General features: G+C 65.3%; 24 protein-coding genes. 13 read left to right on the top strand and 11 right to left on the bottom strand.

Going from position 1 to position 21,333, the window contains the following annotated elements; genetic code table 11:
• Positions 1–101: 101 nt before the first annotated feature.
• From FJ430_RS28490 to FJ430_RS28480, 3 genes are all read right to left on the bottom strand, one after another.
• Positions 102–455 carry a DUF488 domain-containing protein gene (locus FJ430_RS28490; protein WP_140705185.1) on the bottom strand — a complete coding sequence of 118 codons (354 nt, stop codon included), beginning with the start codon at positions 453–455 and terminating at the stop codon, positions 102–104.
• Positions 456–477: 22 nt separating this feature from the next.
• A complete protein-coding gene (locus FJ430_RS28485; protein WP_140705187.1) occupies positions 478–1,734 on the bottom strand; it encodes an aminopeptidase in 1,257 nt (418 codons plus the stop codon).
• 83 nt (positions 1,735–1,817) lie between these two features.
• The gene (locus tag FJ430_RS28480) at positions 1,818–2,732 is read right to left on the bottom strand and encodes a LysR substrate-binding domain-containing protein (RefSeq protein ID WP_140705189.1); all 915 of its coding nucleotides are present in this window, start codon (positions 2,730–2,732) and stop codon (positions 1,818–1,820) included.
• Between the two features lie 96 nt (positions 2,733–2,828).
• On the opposite strand from FJ430_RS28480, the gene FJ430_RS28475 reads away from it, so the two are divergent.
• The 3 genes from FJ430_RS28475 (at position 2,829) to sbmA (ending at position 5,656) form a co-directional block, all read left to right on the top strand.
• Positions 2,829–3,029, top strand: coding sequence for a hypothetical protein (locus FJ430_RS28475; protein WP_140705191.1), 201 nt, complete (start codon positions 2,829–2,831; stop codon positions 3,027–3,029).
• Between the two features lie 83 nt (positions 3,030–3,112).
• Positions 3,113–4,273: a YbfB/YjiJ family MFS transporter gene (locus FJ430_RS28470; protein ID WP_226891939.1), complete on the top strand. Its 1,161-nt coding sequence runs from the start codon at positions 3,113–3,115 to the stop codon at positions 4,271–4,273.
• A gap of 123 nt (positions 4,274–4,396) precedes the next feature.
• Positions 4,397–5,656, top strand: coding sequence for a peptide antibiotic transporter SbmA (gene sbmA, locus FJ430_RS28465; protein ID WP_140645072.1), 1,260 nt, complete (start codon positions 4,397–4,399; stop codon positions 5,654–5,656).
• Positions 5,657–5,704: 48 nt separating this feature from the next.
• Here the strand turns inward: sbmA and FJ430_RS28460 are convergent, their stop codons facing one another.
• Entirely contained in the window at positions 5,705–6,715 is a 1,011-nt protein-coding gene (locus tag FJ430_RS28460) for a polysaccharide deacetylase family protein (protein WP_140705193.1), read from the bottom strand.
• 200 nt (positions 6,716–6,915) lie between these two features.
• Between FJ430_RS28460 and FJ430_RS28455 the strand changes: the two genes are divergently transcribed.
• A complete protein-coding gene (locus tag FJ430_RS28455) occupies positions 6,916–7,581 on the top strand; it encodes a tetratricopeptide repeat protein (protein ID WP_140645070.1) in 666 nt (221 codons plus the stop codon).
• A 6-nt stretch (positions 7,582–7,587) separates the two neighbouring features.
• Positions 7,588–9,018: a ribosome biogenesis GTPase Der gene (gene der, locus FJ430_RS28450; RefSeq protein WP_140705195.1), complete on the top strand. Its 1,431-nt coding sequence runs from the start codon at positions 7,588–7,590 to the stop codon at positions 9,016–9,018.
• A 258-nt stretch (positions 9,019–9,276) separates the two neighbouring features.
• Here der and FJ430_RS28445 read toward each other — a convergent pair whose 3' ends face one another.
• The gene (locus tag FJ430_RS28445; protein ID WP_140705198.1) at positions 9,277–10,197 is read right to left on the bottom strand and encodes a LysR substrate-binding domain-containing protein; all 921 of its coding nucleotides are present in this window, start codon (positions 10,195–10,197) and stop codon (positions 9,277–9,279) included.
• 115 nt (positions 10,198–10,312) lie between these two features.
• On the opposite strand from FJ430_RS28445, the gene FJ430_RS28440 reads away from it, so the two are divergent.
• The 7 genes from FJ430_RS28440 (at position 10,313) to FJ430_RS28410 (ending at position 15,880) form a co-directional block, all read left to right on the top strand.
• Positions 10,313–11,590, top strand: coding sequence for an MFS transporter (locus FJ430_RS28440; RefSeq protein ID WP_140705200.1), 1,278 nt, complete (start codon positions 10,313–10,315; stop codon positions 11,588–11,590).
• A gap of 151 nt (positions 11,591–11,741) precedes the next feature.
• Positions 11,742–12,923: a cell wall hydrolase gene (locus FJ430_RS28435; protein ID WP_140705202.1), complete on the top strand. Its 1,182-nt coding sequence runs from the start codon at positions 11,742–11,744 to the stop codon at positions 12,921–12,923.
• A 289-nt stretch (positions 12,924–13,212) separates the two neighbouring features.
• Positions 13,213–13,605: an AtpZ/AtpI family protein gene (locus FJ430_RS28430; protein ID WP_140645065.1), complete on the top strand. Its 393-nt coding sequence runs from the start codon at positions 13,213–13,215 to the stop codon at positions 13,603–13,605.
• A 66-nt stretch (positions 13,606–13,671) separates the two neighbouring features.
• Positions 13,672–14,433: a F0F1 ATP synthase subunit A gene (locus tag FJ430_RS28425; RefSeq protein ID WP_140645064.1), complete on the top strand. Its 762-nt coding sequence runs from the start codon at positions 13,672–13,674 to the stop codon at positions 14,431–14,433.
• Positions 14,434–14,508: 75 nt separating this feature from the next.
• Entirely contained in the window at positions 14,509–14,733 is a 225-nt protein-coding gene (locus tag FJ430_RS28420; protein ID WP_027164582.1) for a F0F1 ATP synthase subunit C, read from the top strand.
• Positions 14,734–14,794: 61 nt separating this feature from the next.
• Entirely contained in the window at positions 14,795–15,376 is a 582-nt protein-coding gene (locus FJ430_RS28415; protein ID WP_140705204.1) for a F0F1 ATP synthase subunit B, read from the top strand.
• A gap of 12 nt (positions 15,377–15,388) precedes the next feature.
• Complete coding sequence (locus FJ430_RS28410) at positions 15,389–15,880, top strand: F0F1 ATP synthase subunit B (protein ID WP_140659467.1); 492 nt, start codon at positions 15,389–15,391, stop codon at positions 15,878–15,880.
• Between the two features lie 447 nt (positions 15,881–16,327).
• Here FJ430_RS28410 and FJ430_RS28405 read toward each other — a convergent pair whose 3' ends face one another.
• Together FJ430_RS28405 and FJ430_RS28400 are read right to left on the bottom strand one after the other, a co-directional pair.
• Positions 16,328–17,023 (bottom strand): ribonuclease HII, encoded by a 696-nt coding sequence (locus FJ430_RS28405; RefSeq protein ID WP_140705206.1) that lies wholly within the window; start codon positions 17,021–17,023, stop codon positions 16,328–16,330.
• A gap of 196 nt (positions 17,024–17,219) precedes the next feature.
• Complete coding sequence (locus FJ430_RS28400) at positions 17,220–18,374, bottom strand: PA0069 family radical SAM protein (RefSeq protein WP_140705208.1); 1,155 nt, start codon at positions 18,372–18,374, stop codon at positions 17,220–17,222.
• A gap of 149 nt (positions 18,375–18,523) precedes the next feature.
• Between FJ430_RS28400 and FJ430_RS28395 the strand changes: the two genes are divergently transcribed.
• On the top strand, positions 18,524–19,027 hold the full coding sequence (locus tag FJ430_RS28395; protein WP_140705210.1) for a glycosyltransferase: 504 nt from the start codon (positions 18,524–18,526) through the stop codon (positions 19,025–19,027).
• Positions 19,028–19,075: 48 nt separating this feature from the next.
• Here the strand turns inward: FJ430_RS28395 and FJ430_RS28390 are convergent, their stop codons facing one another.
• The 4 genes from FJ430_RS28390 to FJ430_RS28375 all read right to left on the bottom strand — a co-directional run bounded on the left by FJ430_RS28390 (position 19,076) and on the right by FJ430_RS28375 (position 21,274).
• On the bottom strand, positions 19,076–19,501 hold the full coding sequence (locus FJ430_RS28390; protein ID WP_140705212.1) for a GFA family protein: 426 nt from the start codon (positions 19,499–19,501) through the stop codon (positions 19,076–19,078).
• A 124-nt stretch (positions 19,502–19,625) separates the two neighbouring features.
• Positions 19,626–20,183: a molybdenum cofactor biosynthesis protein B gene (moaB, locus tag FJ430_RS28385; protein WP_140705214.1), complete on the bottom strand. Its 558-nt coding sequence runs from the start codon at positions 20,181–20,183 to the stop codon at positions 19,626–19,628.
• Positions 20,170–21,066: a 4-(cytidine 5'-diphospho)-2-C-methyl-D-erythritol kinase gene (locus tag FJ430_RS28380; RefSeq protein WP_140705216.1), complete on the bottom strand. Its 897-nt coding sequence runs from the start codon at positions 21,064–21,066 to the stop codon at positions 20,170–20,172. Before FJ430_RS28380 ends, moaB begins: the two co-directional genes overlap by 14 nt.
• Before the next feature lie 22 nt (positions 21,067–21,088).
• A complete protein-coding gene (locus FJ430_RS28375; protein WP_027164591.1) occupies positions 21,089–21,274 on the bottom strand; it encodes a membrane protein in 186 nt (61 codons plus the stop codon).
• Between the last annotated feature and the right edge of the window lie 59 nt (positions 21,275–21,333).

The raw sequence follows: 21,333 nt of genomic DNA, 5'->3' as shown, positions 1-21,333 counted from the left end.
CAGCACCCCCCTCTGCCCTGCCGGGCATCTCCCCCGCAAGGGGGGAGATCGGACGTCGTGTCGGCTTTCGTCAATCGCCGATAGGTTGCGCAGAGATCCTCTCACGCCCCTCGCAAATATCCCGCCAGCGCCACCGCGTTGTTATGTGCCTCGTCATGCGCGCCGTAGAGCAGCGTCACCTTGCCCCTGCCGAGTAGCGCACGCAGCTCTGCCACCGCGTCGCCATTCGCATCGAGCTCAGCCCGATATCGCTTCTGGAACTCTGCCCAGCGCTCCGGCTCGTGCCCGAACCATTTGCGCAGCGCGTCGCTCGGCGCGATCTCCTTCAGCCATAGCGTCAGTTCGGCGTCCTTCTTGCTGACGCCACGCGGCCAGATTCGGTCGACGAGCACCCGCTGGCCGTCGGCTTTCGCCGGCGGCTCGTAGACGCGCTTCACCGCTATGTCGAAGGCCATGAAATCTCCGCTGGCAGACCTCTTACGCCCACTCGCCCTTGCGCATCACCGGCACGCGGCCGCCGTCCTTGGCGACGCCGTCAATGTCGATCTTGTCGGAGCCGATCATCCAGTCGATGTGGATGAAACTCTTGTTGCCGCCGCGCTCGGCGATCTCGTCCTGGCTGAGCGAAGCGCCGTCGACGAAGCACTTCGAATAGCACTGTCCGAGCGCGATGTGGCAGGCGGCGTTTTCGTCGAACAGCGTGTTGAAGAACAACAGCCCACTCCGCGAGATCGGCGAGGAATGCGGCACCAGCGCCACTTCGCCGAGGCGGCGCGCGCCCTCGTCGGTGTCGAGCACCTTCTTCAAGACGTCCTCGCCCTTCGAGGCCTTGGCCTCGACGATCCGCCCGCCCTCGAAGCGCACGGAAATCTCGTCGATCAGTGTGCCCTGATAGGAGAGCGGCTTGGTCGAGGAGACATGGCCCTCGACGCGCCTTGCATGCGGCGTGGTGAAGACTTCCTCGGTCGGGATGTTCGGGTTGCAGATGACGCCGTTCTTCGCCGTCGAGGCGCCGCCCATCCATTCATGGCCATCCGCCAGCCCGACGGTCAGGTCGGTGCCTGGACCGGTGAAATGCAGCGCGTGGAAACTATGTCCGTTCAGCCATTTCGTGCGCTCGGCCAAGGCGGCGTTGTGTGCCTTCCAGTTGCCGATCGGGTCCTCGACGTCGACCCGCGAGGCCGAGAAGATGGCGTCGGCGAGCTTCACCACCGCGACGTCGTCCGCCTCGCCCGGAAAAACCTGTTTTGCCCAGGCAAGGTCGGGATAGGCGACTATGTTCCAGTTGATGTCGAAGCCGGTGATTTTTTCCAGCGCCGGCTGGTAGGCCATCGAGTTCGCCTTGTTGGCGCGCGCCACCTTGGCCGGATCTTGCGACGAGAGCAGCGACGGATCTTCGCCGCGCACGGCGAGCCGCGCCGCATTGTTCGAGAAGGCCTTCGCCATGCCTTCATACAGCCAGCCGGCGGCGCGGTCGAAGCCGGCGTCGGCGCCGTAGCGGAAACGCGCCAGCGTGATCTCGTCGTCGTTGAAGATCGGCGTCACCAGCCCGGCGCCGGCCTTGTAGGCGTGCTCGACGATGCGGCGGGTCAGCGGCAGCGCCGCGATCGACGAGGTCAGCACCAGATCCTGTCCGGGCTGCAGCTGCAGCCCGACCTTGATGGCGACTTCCGCCAGCCTGTCGAGCTTCACCGGGTCGATGGTTGCCGAAACGCCGCGCGAATGTGTGGTCATGGTCCTGCCTGCCGTTTGTTGGGGTCCGGTCCCTACATAGACCGCTGCGGTTGGCCTTTCCACCGCGATCGACTGGGCCTGATTCAGGCGGCGCTGTCCAGCGCCCGGAACTGCGCCATGGTCGCCTCGATCTCCTCGCGGATCCAGGCCTTGAAGTCGCGCACCTTGCGGCTTTCGCTTTTTGTGGCTGAGGTCACCAGCCAGTAACCCAGCCCGCTCTCGGCCCGCACACCGAAGGGCGCGACCAGCCGGCCGTCGGCCAACGCGTCGGCGGTGAGCAATTGCCAGGCGAGCATCACGCCGTGGCCGGCGATCGCCGATTCCAGGCACAGCATCGGATCGGTGAAACGCGCTCGCTTCTGGAAGGTGACCGGCTCGACGCCGGCCGCCTCGAACCAGCGGTCCCAGCTGAACATCGCCCGTTCGTCGGTGATGGCGCAGGTCTGCGCCAGATCGCCGATCGACTTCAGCCTGGCCGCGATCGATGGCGCGCAGACCGGAAACACTTCCTGGGCAAGCAGAAGCTCGGCGCGGTCGCCCGGCCATTTGCCATCGCCAAGCCGGATGGCGATATCGACGTCCGAGCGGTCGAGATCGGCGACCCTGGCCGAGGCGTCGATGCGCAAAAGCACGTTCGGGTGTCGGGAGAAATGCCGCGATAGCCGGGGCAGCAGCCATTTCGAGGCGAAGGCCGGCGCCACCGAGACGACCAGCGTGCATTCGTTGGCCTCGTCGGCCAGCGCCACCGCTTGCGCGATCTCGCGGAAGCCGGCGCTGAGCCTCGCCGTGAAGGCGGCGCCGAATTCGGTCGGCACGAGCCCGCCCGGCGTCCGTTCGAACAGCGCCTGCCCCAGCTGCTTTTCGGTGCGCTTGACCTGCTGGCTGACGGCGCTGACCGAGACATTCAGTTCGGCGGCCGCTCCCGCCAGCGATCCCAGCCGAGCGACGGTTTCCACGGCACGCAGGCCGTTGAGATGGACGCGATTGAGCACAGCCATTCAGTTTTTCTAAAGTAGATGGATCGGAATCTCAATTGAAACCCCACAGGAAAGGGCGGAATTTAACAGGAATAGCCTTGAGCCAGGAGGTGGCCCATGAAGATTTTATCCTTGCTGAAAGGGCTTTCCGGCGCCGAGGCAAGGCCGCGCGATGACGATGTGATGACCCGCTGGATCACCGATCCGCTGTCGCATCCGGTGCTCGACATCATGTCGGAGCGCGAGCTCGGCGACATGCCCTTCCGGCTGACGGCCCGCCGCACCGCATACGAGATCGTGGGCACAACCTGTCTCTGACGCCATTCGGCCCGGTTGCGGGGCAGCGCTGGCCCAACGCAAGCACATTGTTTCGCGGACGCGCGCACTTATTGTGCGCCGCAATGAACGCCACCTCGCCATCTCCGCTGCGCCTTGCCCTTGCCGGCATGATCGCGCTCGCCGTTGCCATGGGCATCGGCCGCTTCGTCTACACGCCGATCCTGCCCGGCATGATGGAGGAACTGCACCTGACGCCGGCCGATGCCGGCTGGATCGCTTCCGCCAATTATCTCGGCTACCTCATCGGCGCGCTCGCCGCGGCCGGCGGCTGGGCGCATGGCCGCGAGCGCCTGCTGATGTTCGCCGGCCTTGCCGCCAGCGCCGTGCTCGCGGCCCTCATGGGGCTCAATGAGACCATGGCCGCCTTCCTCGTCATCCGCTTCCTCGCCGGCCTCGCCAGCGCCTTCGTCATGGTGTTCATGGCCTCGATCGTCTTCAGCCATCTGGCTGAGGCCGGCCGCGGCGATTTGCAGGCGCTGCATTTCGGTGGCGTCGGTCTCGGCATTGCCGCGTCCTCGGCGTTGCTGGCGATCCTCGTCTCCGAACACGCGGGCTGGGCCGCCGGCTGGCTCTGGTCCGGAGCGCTTTCGGCGGTCGGCCTGCTCGTCGTCATGCTGCTCGCCGGCTCGACCACGCCGGCCAATGTCACCGACGGGCGCGAGCCGGCGCTGCCGAAGGACGGCTCCCTGGTGAAGATGATCGTCGCCTACGGGCTGTTCGGCTTCGGCTATGTGGTGACGGCCACTTTCCTGGTCGCCATCGTGCGCCAAGGCGGCGGCGGGCGCGTCTTCGAGGCCACCGTCTGGATGGTCGCCGGCCTTGCCGGCTTTCCCTCGACTTGGGCGTGGCAGAAGCTCGCCGGCCGGATAGGGCTTTATGCCGCTTATGCCGCGAGCTGCCTGGTCGAGGTGGTCGGCGTCACCGCCAGCGTCGTCGTCAAGGGCGCAGCCGGACCGTTGATTGCCGGCGTCCTGCTCGGCGGCACCTTCATCGCCCTCACGGCGCTGGGCATACAGATGGGCAGGCAGCTCGCGCCGCGGGCGCCGCGCCGCATCTTCGCGGTGATGACGGCAGCCTTCGGCCTTGGCCAGATCGTCGGCCCGATCGCCGCCGGCCTGCTTGCTCAGGCATCGGGCAATTACGTGCTTGCCTCGATCATGGCGGCGGCCGCCTTGCTGCTCTCCGGCGTCATTGCCTGGTCGGCTGCGCCAAAATCGCCATGATTTGCGGCCTTGTTCGATGCCGGGCATCGGGCACGGGCATTTTCTTTCCCCCTATTGTGTGACCTTATGCCCGCCGAACAGCAACGCCGCTGATTTGCGGTCAGACCGAGGAAACCCGCCACAGTGTTCGTATCTTTTTTCCCGCAGCCGAAGCTCTTCTTCACCTCGGCCGCCGTCTGGAGCCTTGCGGCGATTCTGTTCTGGTTTTTCGGCGGCGAGCAACTGGGAGCCGTCTTAGGCTTCCCTCCCGCTGCGGCCGGCGCGCCGCCCATCATCGGTATCGCGGTGCTGTGGTCGAAGCCCTTCCTGTGGTTCTACATCTACTTCGCGGCCTGCGTGGCGGTCTTCTATGCGTTCTGGAGCTGGTATGCGCCGCATCCGTGGCAGAACTGGTCGATCCTTATGACCGCCGTCATCCTGTTCTTCATCTATTTCAACGTGCAGGTCTCCGTCGCGGTCAACAACTGGTATGGTCCTTTCTTCGACTACGTTCAGGGCCTGATGTCGGGAACGACAGCCTCGACCGACACCGAATTCTACAAGGGATTGGCCGACTTCTCCTGGCTGGCGCTGGTCGGCATGAACGTGCAGGTGATCAACGCCTTCATCGTCAGCCATTGGATCTTCCGCTGGCGAACCGCGATGAACAATTACTTCGTGGCCAACTGGAGCCGGCTGCGCCATATCGAGGGCGCCTCGCAGCGCATCCAGGAAGACACGATGCGTTTCTCGCAGATCATGGAGGACCTGGGCTCCAGCTTCGTCCAGTCGATCATGACCCTGATCGCCTTCCTGCCGGTGATGATCCAGCTTCAGGCGCACATCACCGAGCTGCCGATCATCGGCGCGGTGCCGCAGCCTCTGGTCGTTGCGGCTCTGGGCTGGTGCCTGTTCGGCACGGCCTCGGTGATGCTCGCAGGCATCAAGCTGCCGGGCCTCCAGTTCCGCAATCAGCGCGTCGAGGCGGCTTACCGCAAGGAACTTGTCTACGGCGAGGATCATCCCGATCGGGCGCAGCCGGCGACGACGGCGGAGCTGTTCACCAATGTGCGCCGCAACTACTTCAGGCTCTATTTCCACTACATCTATTTCAACGTCGTCCGGTACACGTACCTGCAGGCGGACAACATCTTCTCGCTGCTGATCCTCGGCCCATCGCTGGTCGCCCATAAGATCACCTTCGGCGCGCTCAACCAGATTTCGAATGCCTTCGGCAAGGTGACGAATTCGCTCCAGTTCCTGCTGAATTCCTGGTCGACCATCGTCGAACTGCAGTCGGTCCACAAGCGCCTGCGCGCCTTCGAGGCGACGCTCCAAGGCGAGCCGCTTCCAGACATCGACCGGCGCTATCTGGCTCGGCAGGGCGCTGAGGACCCGGCCTGATCTGGAGCAACCCAGGAGAGCGTAAAGATAAGCGATCCGGCGGGCGGCTCAGCCGCCCGCGGTCGCCTGTGCCTGGCCGGCGCGCCGGCGTGCGACATAGTCGCGGAAACTGATGCACTCGACTTGCTGCATCACGCAGACCTCATCCGCAAAGCGCTCCAGCGCATTCCAGTACGCGCCGTTATTCATCAGGGTGAAGTGGAAGCCGAGCTCCAGCGGCAGGCGCTTGCTGTTGTACTGAGCCTCGAAAGCGGCGTGGAACGCCTGGTAGGCGCGCTCGGCGAATGCGTCCGCCATGGCCGGCTTCTCGGTACCGTCCGAGTGGCGGACATAAAGATTGTAATCCATGGCGATCACCGGCTTCGCCTTCGGTCCCTCCGGGATGAGCGGCAGGGCAAAGCGGGTTGTCCCATTCAGGGTCGGCGGGACGGTCGGGCCTTTGGAGACACCGCTGGCGTCATACTGGAAACCGGCCTCGGGCAGGGCTTCGTAAAGCGCCTTGCCGGTCGAGAGATAGGGCGCGCGGAACCCGACCAGCGCATGATGCGCGAAATCGTGCCAGCCGGCCGGCTCCTGGATGCCGTTGATCGCATAGGCGTTCTCGAAAATGCGCCGGACGGATGCGAATTCGGCCAGCCAGTCCGCCTTGCTCCACGCGTTGCCATCGAAATGGCCGCAGGCATGGCTGCCGATGTCGTGACCCTCGGCCGCGGCCAGCCGGACCTGCTCCAGCCGGTCGGCCACGTCCTGTTTCGAGGCGCCGAAGCCGACATTGGATTTGCCGGCGCCCTTGCCGGGGCCGGCATAGTCCTGCCGCGTCTCCGGCGAGAGCAGGAACACGCAGGACAGGAAATAGGTGAAATGCGCGCCCGTGCGCTTTGCCAGCGCACGGCTGCGTTGCCATTGCGAGATCTCGCGGGCGGCGTCGAACGAGATCAGCACCACCTGCTTGGGTCTGGCGGGCGAAGCGGCCGGCGATTTCGGCGGATCGGCGAAGGCTGCATTGGCCGAGGCGAGCGAGGCGAGACTGAATGCAAGGAAGCGGTACATACGAAGCATTGGCAACCTCTGGCGGGACGTCTCCGGCTGATCGGAAGCCGGCTATCGCGCAAATGTGGCGCGGTTGCGTTCAGGCAAGGGCTGTGGGCGCCCGGCATTCCAAGCCGATTTTCCGGTCCGCCCCCTTCCATGCCGACAAAATTTCGCTAAAACGCGGGCTCAAGAGGCGCCCCCTTCCGGGGCAGCAATGGTTTTGATTGATGTCGGACGACAGTTTTATCCGCGAAGTCAACGAAGAGATGCGTCGCGAGCAGGCGCAGAAGCTATGGGACCGTTTTGGCCCGGCCATTCTCGGCCTTGCCATCCTCATCGTGCTCGGCACCGCCGCTGTCGTCGGCTACCGCTACTGGGACGAGACCCGCGCCAACCGCTCCGGCGACGCCTTCTCGGCGGCCCTCAAGCTCGCCAATGACGGCAAGAACGACGAGGCGATCGCTGCGCTCGACCAGTTGGAGAAGGACGGCTACGGCGCCTATCCGCTGCTCGCCCGCATGCGCGCCGCGACCGTCAAGGCCGACAAGGGCGACGTCGACGGCGCGGTCAAGGATTTCGACGAGGTCGCCGCCGACAACGCCATTCCGGCCGGCATTCGCGACATCGCGCGGCTGAGGGCGGCGCTGCTGCTCGTCGACCATGGTTCCTACGCCGACGTCTCCAGCCGCATCGAGGCGCTCACCGCCGACACCAATCCGCTGCGCCACTCGGCGCGCGAGGCGCTTGGCCTTGCCGCCTGGAAGGACGGCAAGTCGGCGGACGCACTCAAACTGTTCGACCAGATCTCTTCGGATGAAGCCGCCCCGCGCAATGTGCGCCAGCGGGCGCAGCTGATGTCCGAGCTGATCCGCGGGTCGGGCAACGCGTCGTGATCCTGGATGGGCTTCAAAGTCGCCATCATCGGCCGGCCTAACGTCGGCAAATCGACTCTTTTCAATCGGCTGGTCGGAAAGAAGCTGGCGCTTGTCGACGACACGCCGGGCGTCACGCGCGACCGCCGCGTCCACGCCGCCAAGCTCTACGACCTTCACTTCGACGTCATCGATACCGCCGGCTTCGAGGATGCCGCCGCATCGACGCTGCCCGGCCGCATGCGCCAGCAGACCGAAATCGCCATCCGCGAAGCCGACCTCATCTTCTTCACCATCGATGCCAAGTCCGGCCTGCTGCCCGACGACCGCACCTTCGCCGACGTCGTGCGCAAATCCGGCAAGCCGGTCGTGCTCGTCGCCAACAAGGCCGAGGCGCGCGGCGCTCAAGGAGGCATGCTGGAGGCCTGGGAACTCGGCCTCGGCGAGCCGATCCCGGTTTCGGCCGAGCACGGCCAGGGCATGCCCGACCTGCGCGACGCGGTGATTGCGGCGCTTGGCGAGGAGCGCGCCTTCGGCGACGATGAGGAAGACGGCAGCGACGAGATCGCCGCGAGCGAAGTGCTGATCGGCGAGGACATCGCCGACCCGGACGCTGAAGCATCCTATGACGATACCAAGCCGCTGCGCATCGCCGTCGTCGGCCGCCCGAACGCCGGCAAGTCGACGCTGATCAACGCGCTGATCGGCGAGGAGCGGCTGTTGACCGGTCCGGAAGCCGGCATCACGCGGGATTCGATCTCGGTCGACTGGGACTGGCGCGGCCGCCGCATAAAGCTGTTCGACACCGCCGGCATGCGCCGCAAGTCCAGGATCCATGAAAAGCTGGAAGTGCTCTCGGTGCAGGACGGCCTGCGCGCCATCCGTTTTGCCGAGATCGTCATCATCGTCCTCGACGCCACGATTCCCTTCGAGAAGCAGGACCTGCAGATCGCGGACCTGATCACCCGCGAGGGCAGGGCGCCGGTGATCGCCTTCAACAAATGGGACCTGATCGACAATCCGCAGGAATTGCTAGCAGAACTGCGCGAGAAGACCGAGCGGCTCTTGCCGCAGGTGCGCGGCATCCAGGCGGTGACGGTCTCGGCCGAGACCGGGCGCGGCCTCGACAAGCTGATGGAAAGCGTCATCAAGACGCACAAGGTGTGGAACAGCCGCGTCTCGACCGGCAAGCTCAACCGCTGGCTGGAAGGCATCCTCGCGCATCACCCGCCGCCCGCCGTCGCCGGCCGCCGCCTGAAGATCAAGTATGTCACCCAGGCCAAGACCCGCCCGCCGGGCTTCGTCGTCTCCTGCTCGCGGCCGGACGCGATGCCGCAATCCTACGTCCGCTACCTGACCAACAGCCTGCGCGAGGCCTTCGACATGCCGGGCGTGCCGATCCGCATGGCGCTGCGCACGTCGGACAATCCGTTTGCGGGGCGCGCGAAGAAGCGGTGAGGTCTATTCTCCGTCGCGGGTAAAATCCTCACAATGCTGGCGGGACAGCACCCCCCTCTGCCCTGCCGGGCATCTCCCCCGCAAGGGGGGAGATTGGCAGCTTCGGCGCGCCGCCGATCCTGCAACGTGGGAGAGTAGCGAAAGTCTGCGTGACGTCTGATCTCCCCCCTTGCGGGGAGATGTCCGGCAGGACAGAGGGGGGTGTGACGGAACGCGACGCCGGATACTTCGATCCGCAGCACTACCTGTCCGAAAAAGCTAAGCGACCTCTCGCAACCCATCGCGGGTTCGCGCCCCCTCAGGCAACGTCTCCATCGCCGCCTGCAGCAATATCTCGGCCAGCCGCGCCGCCACCGGATCGAGCTCGGCGTCCTTCTGGTGCAGATGCAGCGCCATCGTCGGCAGGGCGGGAAGTCCCAGAATCCCTGGTGCGATCGCCCTGACATTGGCGGGCAGGCCGATATCGGTGCGGATCGTCAGGCCGAGACCCGCCGCCACCGCCGCCCAGATGCCGCCGAGACTAGGGCTGGAAAAGGCCATGCGCCAGGGCATGCCGGCGCGGTCGAGCGTTTCGGTCGCCACGGTTCTGAGCAGGCACGGCGCCTCGAACACCACCAGCGGCAGCGGCTCGCCCTTGCGCGGACCGGCCTCGATCGGCATTGCCGGACCGATCCAGCGCGCCTGCACGTCGGCGACATGGCGGCTGTAGGGCAGCGTCATGCCGTCATGCCAGGCGAGCGCGATGTCGAGATTGCCTGACAGGACGCGCTCGGCCAGGTCGTGGCTGCGCCCGATCCGCGCTTCGATGCGGACCTTGGGATGGGCGCGGGCGAAGCGGCCGAGCACGTCCGGCAGCACGGCCTCGCCGAAATCCTCCTGCAGGCCGAGTCGCACCCAGCCTTCCAGTTCGATGTCTCGGATGGCGGAGGCCGCCTCGTCGTTGAGCTCGATCAGCCGCCGCGCATAGCCAAGCATCGTCTCGCCGGCTTCGGTCAGCGCCAGGCCGCGCCCCGCCTTGCGGAAGACCGGCGTGTCCGCCTGTTCTTCGAGCTTTTTCAATTGCGCGCTGACCGCGGACGTCGAGCGTCCCAGCCGCTCGGCCGCCTTGGCGAAGCTGCCCAGCTCCATGCCGGTGACGAAGGTCCTGAGGACGTCGAGGTCGAAAGTGACGCGGCGCATGACATTGTCCTGATTTTCAGGATTGTTGATCAAAAACTTCCTGATTTTACGGATAAAGCTATGGCGCTACATCCCGTCCGTCAAGCCGTCAGCCGGCCGTCTCGGGAATGGAACCATGTCCGCCATCGCCACACGAAACGACTGCCAGCCGCCCGCGGGAGAAAGTGCCGGCAACCCTGCTCGCCGCGCCTTCGGTCCCAATCATCGCTGGAAGGTGCTGGGCATCGGCGTCGCCGCCAATGCCGGCTTCTCCGCCACCTTCTCCGGCATCCCGGCGACCGCGGTGGCGATGCGCCAGGGCTATCACCTCGACAATGCCGCGCTGGGTTTGGCGCTTGGGCTGCTCGGCCTCGGCGTGGCGCTCAGCGAGTTGCCCTGGGGCGTGCTCACCGATCGCTGGGGCGACCGCCGCGTGCTCCTGACCGGACTTGGCGCGACAGCCGCGTGGCTTCTCATCATGGCCATGCTTGTCGTGCCGACAAAAACGGCCATTCCAGGCGTCGCGCTGCTGTCGGCAAGCCTGCTCGTCGCCGGCCTGCTCGGCGGCAGCGTCAACGGCTCCAGCGGCCGCGCCATCATGGGCTGGTTCGGCGAGGGCGAGCGCGGCTTCGCCATGAGCATCCGGCAGACGGCGGTGCCGCTTGGCGGCGGGCTGGGCGCGCTCGTCCTGCCGTCCCTGGCGCTGGCCTTGGGCTTCACCGCGGTCTTCGGCCTGCTTGCGGCCGTCTCCGCTCTGTCGGCCTGGTTTGCCTGGCGCTGGCTGCACGAGCCGCCGGTGGCAAGCGGCGGCCGCGCCGCCGCCGCGACAAGCGGCCCGGCACCCTTGCGCAACATCGAGGTATGGCGCATCTCGACCGCCATCGGCCTGCTCTGCTTCCCGCAGGTCGCGGTGCTGACCTTCGCCTCGGTCTTCCTGCACGACTTCGCCGGCATGGGCACCTTTGTGACCAGCGCCAGCCTCGCCGCCGTGCAGACCGGCGCAATGGTGATGCGTATCTGGAGCGGGCGCTTCACCGACCGGCACGGCAACCGCCGGCCGTTCCTGAAACTCTGCAGCGCGTTGAGCACGCTGGCATTCCTGGTGCTTTGGCTGTTGGTGATCGGCGCCGCCGGAGCACCGTCGCTGGTGCCGCTGCTCCCGCTGATGGTCATCGTTGCCGGCATATCCGTCTCCGCCTGGCATGGCGTCGCCTATACCGAACTTGCCACGCTTGCCGGTGCCTGCCATGTCGGCACCGCGCTCAGCCTGGCCAACAGCTTTGTGTTCGTCGGTTTCTGCGTGGTGCCGATCGCCATTCCGTGGCTGTTGGTGTTCTTCGCATGGCCGGGCGTGTGGCTCGCGGCCGCGATCTGCGCGGCGGCCGCCTGGCCGATCTTCCTGCGTCCGGCCTGATTCACCAGTCTGATTCCTCGCCGGCTTGCCGCGGAAACGGCAAGCCGGCTTCGCTCAAACATGAAAAGAACACGATCGATGTCGTTAACCCCACATCAAGGTTAATGCTTCATTTTGACTCTCCGGGGTCAGTAGCGTTCTGGAGAGTTCAGTGCATCGACGCGTTTCATTGCGGCTTGCCGCCGCCGCCGTTGCGAAAAAACGTTCCTTTCTTCCTCCTTTGGTGCTCGGGCTCGGCATTTGGATCGGCTTTCCGTCGGCCGTCGCCTATCAGGATATGGCAAGCCTGATCTCCGGCCTGGAATCGTCCGACACCCGCTGGAACGCCTATATCGAGAAATCCGCCGCCGGCTCGGTGCATGCCGCCGAAATGCCGTTTGTCGATTCCCTCACCACCGGCTCGCTCTCCGGTTCCGGCGTCGATCTGCCGGGCGTCGGCACGGTGGCCTTTCGCGGCAAGGGCAATGTCGCAGGCGCCACGCCCGACGAAGACCGCGTCATGCGCGCCGACAAGAAGGGCCGTTTGGTCAAGGTGGCACCGGTCGCGCCGCCCAAGAATTTCAGCGCCGGCTCGATCTTCGAGCGCACCTCCTCGCTGCTTCGCCCGAGCATGGACAGCGGGCTGAAGCTCACCTTCGCCAAGCCCGGCATCAAGGGCAAGGAAGTCCAGATCGCCCAGGCCTTCCATCTTCGCGAGGACAAGAAGCCGGATCCGGCGCTGCCGGCGGCACTTGTCGCCCTCGTCAACAACGACAAGCCGGATATCCTCGCCACCGCCTATGCCCAGTCCGCGCCCGACTATGCCAAGGCCTCGCCCTTCGAGGCGCTGCTGCAGGACGATCCGAACGATGGCCGCTTCATCCCGCCGATGGGCAAGGGCGACCATTCGTGGATCCAGAACCCGCTGCCGGCAAGCGTCTTCTCCCAGCCAGAACAGGCGTGCCTCGCCAAGGGCATCTATTTCGAAGCGCGCAGCGAGCCCGTGCGCGGCCAGGCGGCGGTCGCCCAGGTGATCCTCAACCGCGTCCGCAATCCCGCCTATCCCAAGACGATCTGCGGCGTCGTCTACCAGAACGACAACTGGTTCAACCGCTGCCAGTTCTCCTTTGCCTGCGACGGCAGGAAGAAGACCATCACCGACCAGGCTTCCTACAAGACCGCCCAGGAGGTCGCCATGGCAGTGACCGCCGGTAAGATCTTCATTCCCGAGGTCGGCTCGTCGACGCATTACTACGCCAATTACGTCCATCCGGGCTGGGCGCGAGCCATGCACAAGATGACCAGGATCGGCCTGCATATCTTCTACCGCACCTATGGCGGCGGCTGGAGCTGAGCCGGCTGGCGGCTCGATCTGAGCCGCCTTAACCACCGCCCCGGCTATCCTTCCTTCGACGCCCGGCAATGCCTCGGCGGACGCGCCTTGTTGCGCGGATTCGCGCCGAGTCCTCACGCGGCCGTGAAGGGCACGATGTCGCACCTCGATAAATCATTGATTTAACTACAAAAAATACATCGCTTGGAAGTTCGGTCCGTGGCTTGACGGGGGCGGACCCTCTAACTATGTTGCCGGCGACTTTAGAAGCGGACGGACGGCAATCGTCTGCCCGGGCAGGGGGGTTGCGATGGCCGACAAAACCGGGCCAGACGGAACCGGAGAAACCGGCCGCGGCAGGCAGCCAGAAGCCACCATCCGCGACGACGAACTTGAGCGCCGCCGGCGTAGTCTTGAAGCATCGCTTGCGACGAGACGCACGGACCGGTTCGAGGGGAAAGACGAAGCGAGAGCTGCGACCGGTTACGGTCAGGCGCTGAAGCTGTCCAGCGAGTTCATCGCCGGAGTGGTGGTTGGTGTCGGCTTGGGCTGGATCATCGACCGCCTGGCGGGAACAGCGCCCTGGGGTCTGATCGTCGGCCTGTTGCTGGGCTTTGGCGCTGGTATACTCAATGTCCTGCGCTCGGCGGGACTTGCATCCGAATTCGGCCAGGGCGGCAAGCCGCGCGAGCCGAAAGAATGAAGTGGGGCGCCGCAGGGCGCCGAAGTGAACTTAAAAAGCCGGTTGTGGCTTTGACGGGGATTTAAAGTGGCTGCTGCTGACAAGGTCGATCCGATCCACCAGTTCCAGATCCATCCGATCATCCCGCTGCATATCGGCGGCTACGACGTCTCTTTCACCAACTCCTCCCTGTTCATGGTCGTGACGATCGTGCTGGCGTCGGCCTTCCTCTACATGAGCACGGCCAGCCGCGCGCTCATTCCGGGCCGCCTGCAGTCGGTGTCCGAGATGGCTTACGAATTCGTCGGCAACATGCTGCGCGACGCCGCCGGCAAGCAGGGCATGCAGTTCTTCCCGCTGGTGTTCTCGCTGTTCATGTTCGTGCTGGTCGCCAACCTGATCGGTCTGTTTCCTTATTTCTTCACCGTCACCAGCCACATCATCGTCACCTTCACGCTGGCAATCCTGGTCATCGGCACGGTCCTCGTCTACGGCTTCGCCAAGCACGGCTTCGGCTTCCTCAAGCTGTTCGTGCCGCAGGGCGTGCCGGGCTACCTTCTGCCGCTGGTGGTGGCGATCGAAATCATCTCCTTCGTCTCGCGCCCGGTCAGCCTCTCGGTTCGTCTTTTCGCCAACATGCTGGCCGGCCACATCACGCTCAAAGTGTTCTCGGGCTTCGTCGTCAGCCTGAGCGCGTTCGGCGCCGTCGGTATCGCCGGCTCGGTGCTGCCGCTTGCCATGGCCGTTGCACTCTCCGCGCTCGAACTGCTGGTCGCCTTCCTGCAGGCCTATGTGTTCGCGGTGCTGACCTGCATGTATCTGAACGACGCGCTGCATCCGAGCCACTGATTTTCACCGGCGCCCCGGCGCCAGCTTACCCAACGTACCAACTGCAACGAATAGAGAAACCACAGGAGTTTTGAAATGGACGCAACTGCAGCAGCTGCTATCGGCGCTGGTATCGCCTGCATCGGCATGGGCGGCGCGGGCATCGGCCTCGGCAACATATTCGGCAGCTACCTCTCGGGTGCGCTCCGCAACCCGTCGGCTGCCGACGGCCAGTTCGGCCGCCTGATCTTCGGCTTCGCCGTGACCGAAGCTCTGGGCATCTTCTCGCTCCTGATCGCTCTGCTCCTGGTCTTCAAGTAAGAGCCAGAGCTGACGAAAGGGGCCGCATGGTGCGGCCCCGTTCTAGGGACAGGGGAATGAGATGTTCGTGACATCTGCCTATGCGCAAGAAGCAGCGCCGGCCGCGGCCGAGGGCGATACGCATGCAGGCACCGCCGTGCCTGCCGCGGAGCATGAAACGTTCCCGCCGTTCGATGCCAAGACCTTCCCGTCGCAGATCCTGTGGCTGGTCATCACCTTCGGGGTCTTCTACCTGTTCCTGAAGCGGGTTGTGATGCCGCGTCTTGGCGGCATCATCGATGTCCGCAACGACCGCATCACCCAGGATCTCGACCATGCCGCAAGGCTGAAGGGTGAGGCGGACGCCGCGGTTGCCGCCTATGAGCAGGAACTGGCGGAGGCCAAGGCCAATGCCAACAAGATCGGCCAGCAGGCGAACGACGCCGCCAAGGCGCAAGCCGACGGTACGCGCAAGAAGCTCGAGGCCGAGCTCGAGAAGAAGCTTGGCGAGGCCGAGGCGAGCATCGCCTCGATCAAGGCCAAGGCGATGAAGGAAGTCGGCACGATCGCCGAGGACACCACGTCGGCCATCGTCGAGGCGCTTGTCGGCGGCAAGACCGACAAATCCGAGATCGCGGCCGCGGTCAAATCCGCGAGCCGGTGAGGAGCGAGGATCATGGACGCCACATCACTCGCCACGCTTTGGGCAACCATTGCGATGCTCATCTTCTTGGGCGCTGTCGTCTACCTGAGGGTGCCGGGCATGCTCGCCAAGTCGCTCGACGCCCGCGCGGCCAAGATCAGCGGCGAGCTCGAGGAAGCGCGCAAGCTTCGTGAAGAGGCCCAGCAACTGCTCGGCCAGTATCAGCAGAAGCGCAGGGAAGCCGAGAAGGAGGCCGCCGACATCGTCGCCGCCGCCAAGCGCGAGGCTGAGCTGCTTGCTTCCGAAGCGGCCAAGAAGACCGAGGACTATGTCGCCCGGCGTACCGCGCTTGCCGAGCAGAAGATCAGCCAGGCCGAGCGCGAGGCCGTCAGCGAAGTGCGCGCCTCGGCCGTCGACATCGCCGTCGAGGCCGCCCGCGCGCTGCTCGCCGCCAAGGTTGACGTCAAGGCAGGCGCGGACCTGTTCAAGTCGGCGCTGGATGACGTCAAGGCCAAGCTGAACTAAGCTTGCGTCGAAGCTTCGAAATCAAAAGCCGCCTGGCCAACCCGGCGGCTTTTTTGTTGTTTGAAAGGGAGCGTGGCGCCGAAGCTGCCAATCTCCCCCACAAGCGGCTACGGCATGCACACATTTCCGAGCAGCTGGTCTGTGGCGATAGCGTGCATGGCAGCTTGGCGCATGCATTGTTTAATGTAGCGCTGGTCGACCCCCACTCCGTCTCGGCTTCGCCGAGCCACCTCTCCCCCGATCGACGGGGTAGAGGAAGGCGCCAGCTTTTTGCCGTCAACGCCCGTCCAGCAAGGCACCCTTCCTTTCCTTGCGGAGGGGGGAAAGGTGGCGCTGCGAAGCAGCGACGGATTGGGGAACCACGTGGCAATCAAGCCTGCGCCGATCAGTCACGCCAGTGACAGAGGATGTCCGCAAGCCGCAACCACATTGAGGGAGATTAGCCAACTACTCCAGCCCGGCCAAGCTCTCTTCCTCAACCACCTCCGCCCCGCCCAGCCTGAACGGCGCGAACGAGGCCCGGTGCAGCCTTGCCACTGGCCCATGCATCTCGATCGCGGTCCGGTGCCGGACCGTCGCGTAGCCCATATGCACCTCGAAGCCGTAATGTTCGTGGTGTCCGCCGCAGCCGCACATCATGCGGTCGCGCATCACCTTGGCGACGATCGAGGCTGCGGCGATCGATTGCGAGCGCTGGTCGCCCTTGATGAGCGCCCGGCCTTCGCAGGCGAGACCCGGCGGAATGTCGCGGCCGTCGGCCAAAGCGAGCTTCGGCTGCAACGACAGGCCGGCGGCGGCGCGGCGCATCGCTTCGAGGCTGGCTTTCAGGATGTTGCTGTTGTCGATGCCTTCGGCGCTGATCGAGGCCATCGAGACGCTGAGCGCCGACCCCAGAATCTTCAGGAACAGCGCCTCGCGCTGCAAATGGGTGAGGCGTTTGGAATCGTCGAGGCCTTCCGGGATATTGGCGGGGTTGAGCACCACCGCGGCGGCCACCACCGGTCCGGCCAGCGGACCGCGCCCTGCCTCGTCCATGCCGGCGACTGGCCACAGCCCGTCGGCCATCGCCTTCGTCTCGATCGAGAAGTCGGGCTTCTCGACCATTTCAAAGAGAAGCGGAGAATCGGAACGCGCGCGAGCCATGGTGCGGCGAGGTTCGCATCGGCTCCGATTCTCCGCAAGTCCTTCCGGGTCGGATGGGGCGTCGGACCGGGAAGGCACCGTCTCGCGGCCGGGGGACAGTGGCCGGACGGGATTCTTGAAAAGGATGACAATTCCAGACGGAAAATCGCTTTGCCTGGAATTGCTTAGCGCCGGCCCGTCATGGCCGGCGCTGAGGTTAAAGCAGCATCAGCTGTTCGCCGGCGCCCGAACCTGCGACGAATTGGTCGGTGCGAAGCTGCCGCCGCTCGACATTGAGGCCGAGCCGCTTGGCGGCGATCTCGAAACGCCGGCCGATCTGCCAGGCATAGGGACCGGCGCCCTTCATGCGCTTGCCCCATTCGGAATCGTAATCCTTGCCGTCGCGCATCGAGCGGATCAGCGACATCACATGCCGGTAGCGGTCGGGATAGTGGCGCAGCAGCCAATCCTTGAAGATCGGCGCCACTTCGAGCGGCAGGCGCAGGATGACGTATCCCGCCTCCCTTGCACCGGCGGCTCTGGCCGAATCGAGGATGCGTTCCATCTCCGGATCGTTGAGGCCCGGAACGATCGGCGCCACCATCACCGATGCCGGAATGCGGGCATCAGAAAGCTGCCTGATCGCCTCCAGCCGTTTCGTCGGCGTCGACGCGCGGGGTTCCATGGTTCTCGCTAGCATGCGGTCAAGCGTCGTCACCGACAGCGCCACCTTGGCAAGGCCGCGCTCGGCCATGCGCGACAGAATGTCGATGTCGCGCGTCACCAGCGCCGACTTGGTGACGATGCCGACCGGATGGCCGCGCGCCTCCAGCACTTCCAGGATCTCGCGCATGATGCGGTATTGCTTCTCGATCGGCTGGTAGGGATCGGTGTTGGTGCCGATGGCGATCGTGCGCGGCTGGTAGCCGGGCTTGGACAATTCCCTGTCCAGCATGCGCGCGGCATCCGGCTTGGCGAAAAGCTTCGATTCGAAATCGAGCCCCGGCGACAGGCCCATGAAGGCATGCGTCGGCCTGGCGAAGCAGTAGACGCAGCCATGCTCGCAGCCGCGATAGGGATTGATCGAACGGTCGAAGGAGATGTCCGGCGACTCGTTGCGGGTGATGATCGTGCGCGGCTTCTCGACCTGCACTTCCGTCTTGAACGGCGGCAGTTCCTCCAGCGAGTTCCAGCCGTCGTCGAACACATGGCGGCTGACCGGCTCGAACCGGCCGGACGGGTTGATGCCGGCCGAGCGGCCGCGATTGCGGTCGGGCCGCACGCGCATGCCGCTCTGTTCGATCATCGCGTTTGCCATCTCGGCCCTGCCTGCTCCGAAAGCAGCAATGTCGGCGCGGACGATCTGTTCCATTTTCGCCCTCTCCCAGGGACTGTCGGCAGGCTGTCGAATCGCTCTGTTCATGAAACTATTCCTATTTTACCGAAGAGAACAAAGCAAGAACTTTTTCGGCGGAAAGCCGTAACTGGCGCAAGCCGCGGCTTTCCGCTATTCGGCTAAGGATGCTCAGCGTTCTCATCGAAACCCGCAACGACGAAGAGGGTCTTGCCCGTACGCTCGCCTCACTGGTCGGCGGCGCGGTCGAGGGCGTGGTGCGCGACGTGATCGTCTGCGATCAGGGCTCGACCGACCAGACGCATCGGGTGGCCGAACATGCCGGCTGCCATTATGTGGCCGGCGGCATCGGCGCCGGCATCGGCCAGGCCAAGGGCGATTGGCTGCTTTTTCTGGAACCCGGCGCGCGGCTTGCCGACGGATGGATCGACGAGGTGGTGGCGCACGCGGCGAAGCAAACCATGCCGGCGCGGTTTTCACGCGCCCGGGCCGGCCGAGCGCCTTTCCTGGCCCGCGTCTTTTCGGGCAACCGCGCGCTGGCCGAGGGTCTTGTCATCAGCAAGCGTCAGGCCTCGGCCTTGGCAAAGAGCGCGCGAGGCGCCGAGGCCCTGGCGCGCGGCCTTGCCGCCAGAAGGCTGAACGCCGAAATCTGGGTGGCTCCGCCGAAGTGATGCAGGCTCCCCCTTGTGGGAGAAGGAAGAAGCGCTGTCCCTGCCCAGTCAGGTCCCTCTGATTTCGACGGGCATCCAGGCCCTGCGGCGCCTGGCGACACGTTGCTCGCGCGTTTCGGCATCGAACCGAACGGCGACCGGCTGGCGGGAGAACAACTCGTGATCGTCAAGCGCGTTGACAATGACGACCGCCGTGGCGTCGTCACCGTCTCCGGCGATTGCCGCGACATAGACGCCGCACTCGCGGCAGACGAGATAGTCGGCGGTGCGCAGGCCGAAGCGGTAGACCTGCAGCCGTGCCCTGTCTTCGACTGAGATGCTCAGGCGTCCGTTCGGATCGGCGGCCGCGCGCGAGCCATGCCGGGTGCAGAACGAGCACTGGCAGGCGCGAATTTCCAGTCCGGCCGGATCGAGCGCGGTGGAGAAGCTCAGGCGGATGTTGCCGCAATGGCATCCGCCGCTGTGAACGGTCATGGCAGATTGTCCCTTGTTCGCAGCACAAGGTACTTTGCCGGTCGCGGCTTCGGAATGGCTGCTCGTAGGCGAGAGCGCCACTCCACCTGCAAACCGGATGCCGGTCGGGATGCTTTGCCTTTAGTTATGCACCAGTCTTGCCGCCGCGCCTGAGATGCTCGTCCAGCCGCGGCATGATCTCGACGAAGTTGCAGGGCATGTGCCGGTAGTCGAGCTGCGCCTTGATGATGCCGTCCCAGGCGTCCTTGCAGGCGCCGGGCGAGCCCGGCAGCACGAAGACGAAGGTGGCGTTGACGACGCCGCCTGTCGCCCGGCTCTGGATCGTCGAAGTGCCGATCTTGTCATAGGAGATGCGGTGGAAGACTTCCGAAAAGCCGTCCATGCGCTTTTCGAAAATCGGCTCCAGCGCTTCCGGCGTCACGTCGCGGCCGGTGAAGCCGGTGCCGCCGGTGGTGATGACGACATCGATGTTTTCGTCCTTCGACCAGCCGAGAACCTTGTCGCGGATCTTTTCGCGGTCGTCGGTGACGATGTCGCGGGCGGCAAGCGTATGGCCGGCTTCCGTGATGCGGTCGGCCAGCGTCTGGCCGGACTTGTCGTCGGCAAGGCTACGCGTATCGGACACGGTCAGCACGGCGATGCGCACCGGGATGAAGGGCCGGCTCTCGTCAAGCTTCGCCATCGGTCACCTCCATGCTGCGCGTCGCGGCGACGAACCAATCGGGATGGCGCGCGCGGATCTCGATCGCCGCGCGCTTGGCGACATTGCCGGTCTCGAACAGGCCGAAACACGTGGCGCCCGAGCCGGACATGCGCACGAAAGCTGCGTCGGCGCGCTTGAGCGCCTTGAGCGCCTCGCCGATCGCCGGCTGGATCGAGCGGGCGGCAGGTTCGAGGTCGTTGCGCGTCGTCTCGAGCCAGTTGCGGACGGCGTGGAAGTCGAGGCGCTTCGGCAGCGGCGGCAGCGCCTCGTTGTCGCGGCTGGACAGCGCCTTGAACACGTCCGGCGTCAAGACGGCGACGCCCGGATTGACCAGGACCAGGCCAAGCGCCGGAAATGCAAGCAGCGGCGACAGGTCGTCGCCGATGCCGCGCGCGACCAGCGGTTTTGACGTCAGGCACATCGGCAGGTCGGCGCCGAGCGAAAGCCCGATCCGCGCCAGCGAAATGTCGTCGATATCGAGCTTCCAGAGCCGCGCAAGGCCGTTGAGCGCCGCCGCCGCGTCGCTCGAGCCGCCGCCGACGCCGGAAGCGATCGGCAGGTTCTTCTCCAGTCGGATGGCGACGGGTGATCCCTGTTGCATGCCCGCTTCCCGGCGCAAGGCATCGCGCGCTCTGACCACCAGATTGTCGCCGTCGAGCGGCAGGCCGGCGGCATAACGGCCGGATACCGAGAACTCGTCGTGCTCCGCCGGCTCGATCTCGAGCCGGTCGCCGAAGCGGGTGAAGACGGCAAGGCTGTCGATGAGATGGTAGCCGTCGGCGCGCCGTCCGGTGACATGCAGCGCCAGGTTGATCTTGGCCGGCGCAAGCCATGTCCGGACCTCTGCGCCGGGCTCGAGAATGTTGGCTGCTGGCGAGATGGGATCAGTCCTTGGCGAGACGGTATTCGCCGGTCTTGGGATCCTTGACCAGTGTGCCCATCGTGCCGTTCGCCGCCTGTTTCTCGGTCCGCCGGATTTTTGCCGTCACGCGCTCGGCCTCGCGCACGAAAGCGCGGTAACCAAAGTAAGCGGCGGCGCCGACAACGGCGAAGAAAATGATCTGCGGCATCTCTAAAACTCCTCCCGCGTCCTCGCGGCAAGGCCGGTCGAATGGGTCGGTCAAGCCGC

The organism is Mesorhizobium sp. B2-8-5 (genome assembly GCF_006440675.2).
Classification (GTDB): domain Bacteria; phylum Pseudomonadota; class Alphaproteobacteria; order Rhizobiales; family Rhizobiaceae; genus Mesorhizobium.
Note: the sequence above shows the minus strand (reverse complement) of the source record. Positions and strands in the feature narration are given on the sequence as shown.

What these genes read in the sequence shown, in the direction of transcription:
- FJ430_RS28490 (WP_140705185.1), bottom strand. Translation starts at nt 455, where the DNA reads ATGGCCTTCGACATAGCGGTGAAGCGCGTCTACGAGCCGCCGGCGAAA.
- FJ430_RS28485 (WP_140705187.1), bottom strand. Translation starts at nt 1,734, where the DNA reads ATGACCACACATTCGCGCGGCGTTTCGGCAACCATCGACCCGGTGAAG.
- FJ430_RS28480 (WP_140705189.1), bottom strand. Translation starts at nt 2,732, where the DNA reads ATGGCTGTGCTCAATCGCGTCCATCTCAACGGCCTGCGTGCCGTGGAA.
- FJ430_RS28475 (WP_140705191.1), top strand. Translation starts at nt 2,829, where the DNA reads ATGAAGATTTTATCCTTGCTGAAAGGGCTTTCCGGCGCCGAGGCAAGG.
- FJ430_RS28470 (WP_226891939.1), top strand. Translation starts at nt 3,113, where the DNA reads ATGAACGCCACCTCGCCATCTCCGCTGCGCCTTGCCCTTGCCGGCATG.
- FJ430_RS28460 (WP_140705193.1), bottom strand. Translation starts at nt 6,715, where the DNA reads ATGCTTCGTATGTACCGCTTCCTTGCATTCAGTCTCGCCTCGCTCGCC.
- FJ430_RS28455 (WP_140645070.1), top strand. Translation starts at nt 6,916, where the DNA reads ATGTCGGACGACAGTTTTATCCGCGAAGTCAACGAAGAGATGCGTCGC.
- der (WP_140705195.1), top strand. Translation starts at nt 7,588, where the DNA reads ATGGGCTTCAAAGTCGCCATCATCGGCCGGCCTAACGTCGGCAAATCG.
- FJ430_RS28445 (WP_140705198.1), bottom strand. Translation starts at nt 10,197, where the DNA reads ATGCGCCGCGTCACTTTCGACCTCGACGTCCTCAGGACCTTCGTCACC.
- FJ430_RS28440 (WP_140705200.1), top strand. Translation starts at nt 10,313, where the DNA reads ATGTCCGCCATCGCCACACGAAACGACTGCCAGCCGCCCGCGGGAGAA.
- FJ430_RS28430 (WP_140645065.1), top strand. Translation starts at nt 13,213, where the DNA reads ATGGCCGACAAAACCGGGCCAGACGGAACCGGAGAAACCGGCCGCGGC.
- FJ430_RS28420 (WP_027164582.1), top strand. Translation starts at nt 14,509, where the DNA reads ATGGACGCAACTGCAGCAGCTGCTATCGGCGCTGGTATCGCCTGCATC.
- FJ430_RS28415 (WP_140705204.1), top strand. Translation starts at nt 14,795, where the DNA reads ATGTTCGTGACATCTGCCTATGCGCAAGAAGCAGCGCCGGCCGCGGCC.
- FJ430_RS28410 (WP_140659467.1), top strand. Translation starts at nt 15,389, where the DNA reads ATGGACGCCACATCACTCGCCACGCTTTGGGCAACCATTGCGATGCTC.
- FJ430_RS28405 (WP_140705206.1), bottom strand. Translation starts at nt 17,023, where the DNA reads ATGGCTCGCGCGCGTTCCGATTCTCCGCTTCTCTTTGAAATGGTCGAG.
- FJ430_RS28400 (WP_140705208.1), bottom strand. Translation starts at nt 18,374, where the DNA reads ATGGAACAGATCGTCCGCGCCGACATTGCTGCTTTCGGAGCAGGCAGG.
- FJ430_RS28395 (WP_140705210.1), top strand. Translation starts at nt 18,524, where the DNA reads ATGCTCAGCGTTCTCATCGAAACCCGCAACGACGAAGAGGGTCTTGCC.
- FJ430_RS28390 (WP_140705212.1), bottom strand. Translation starts at nt 19,501, where the DNA reads ATGACCGTTCACAGCGGCGGATGCCATTGCGGCAACATCCGCCTGAGC.
- moaB (WP_140705214.1), bottom strand. Translation starts at nt 20,183, where the DNA reads ATGGCGAAGCTTGACGAGAGCCGGCCCTTCATCCCGGTGCGCATCGCC.
- FJ430_RS28375 (WP_027164591.1), bottom strand. Translation starts at nt 21,274, where the DNA reads ATGCCGCAGATCATTTTCTTCGCCGTTGTCGGCGCCGCCGCTTACTTT.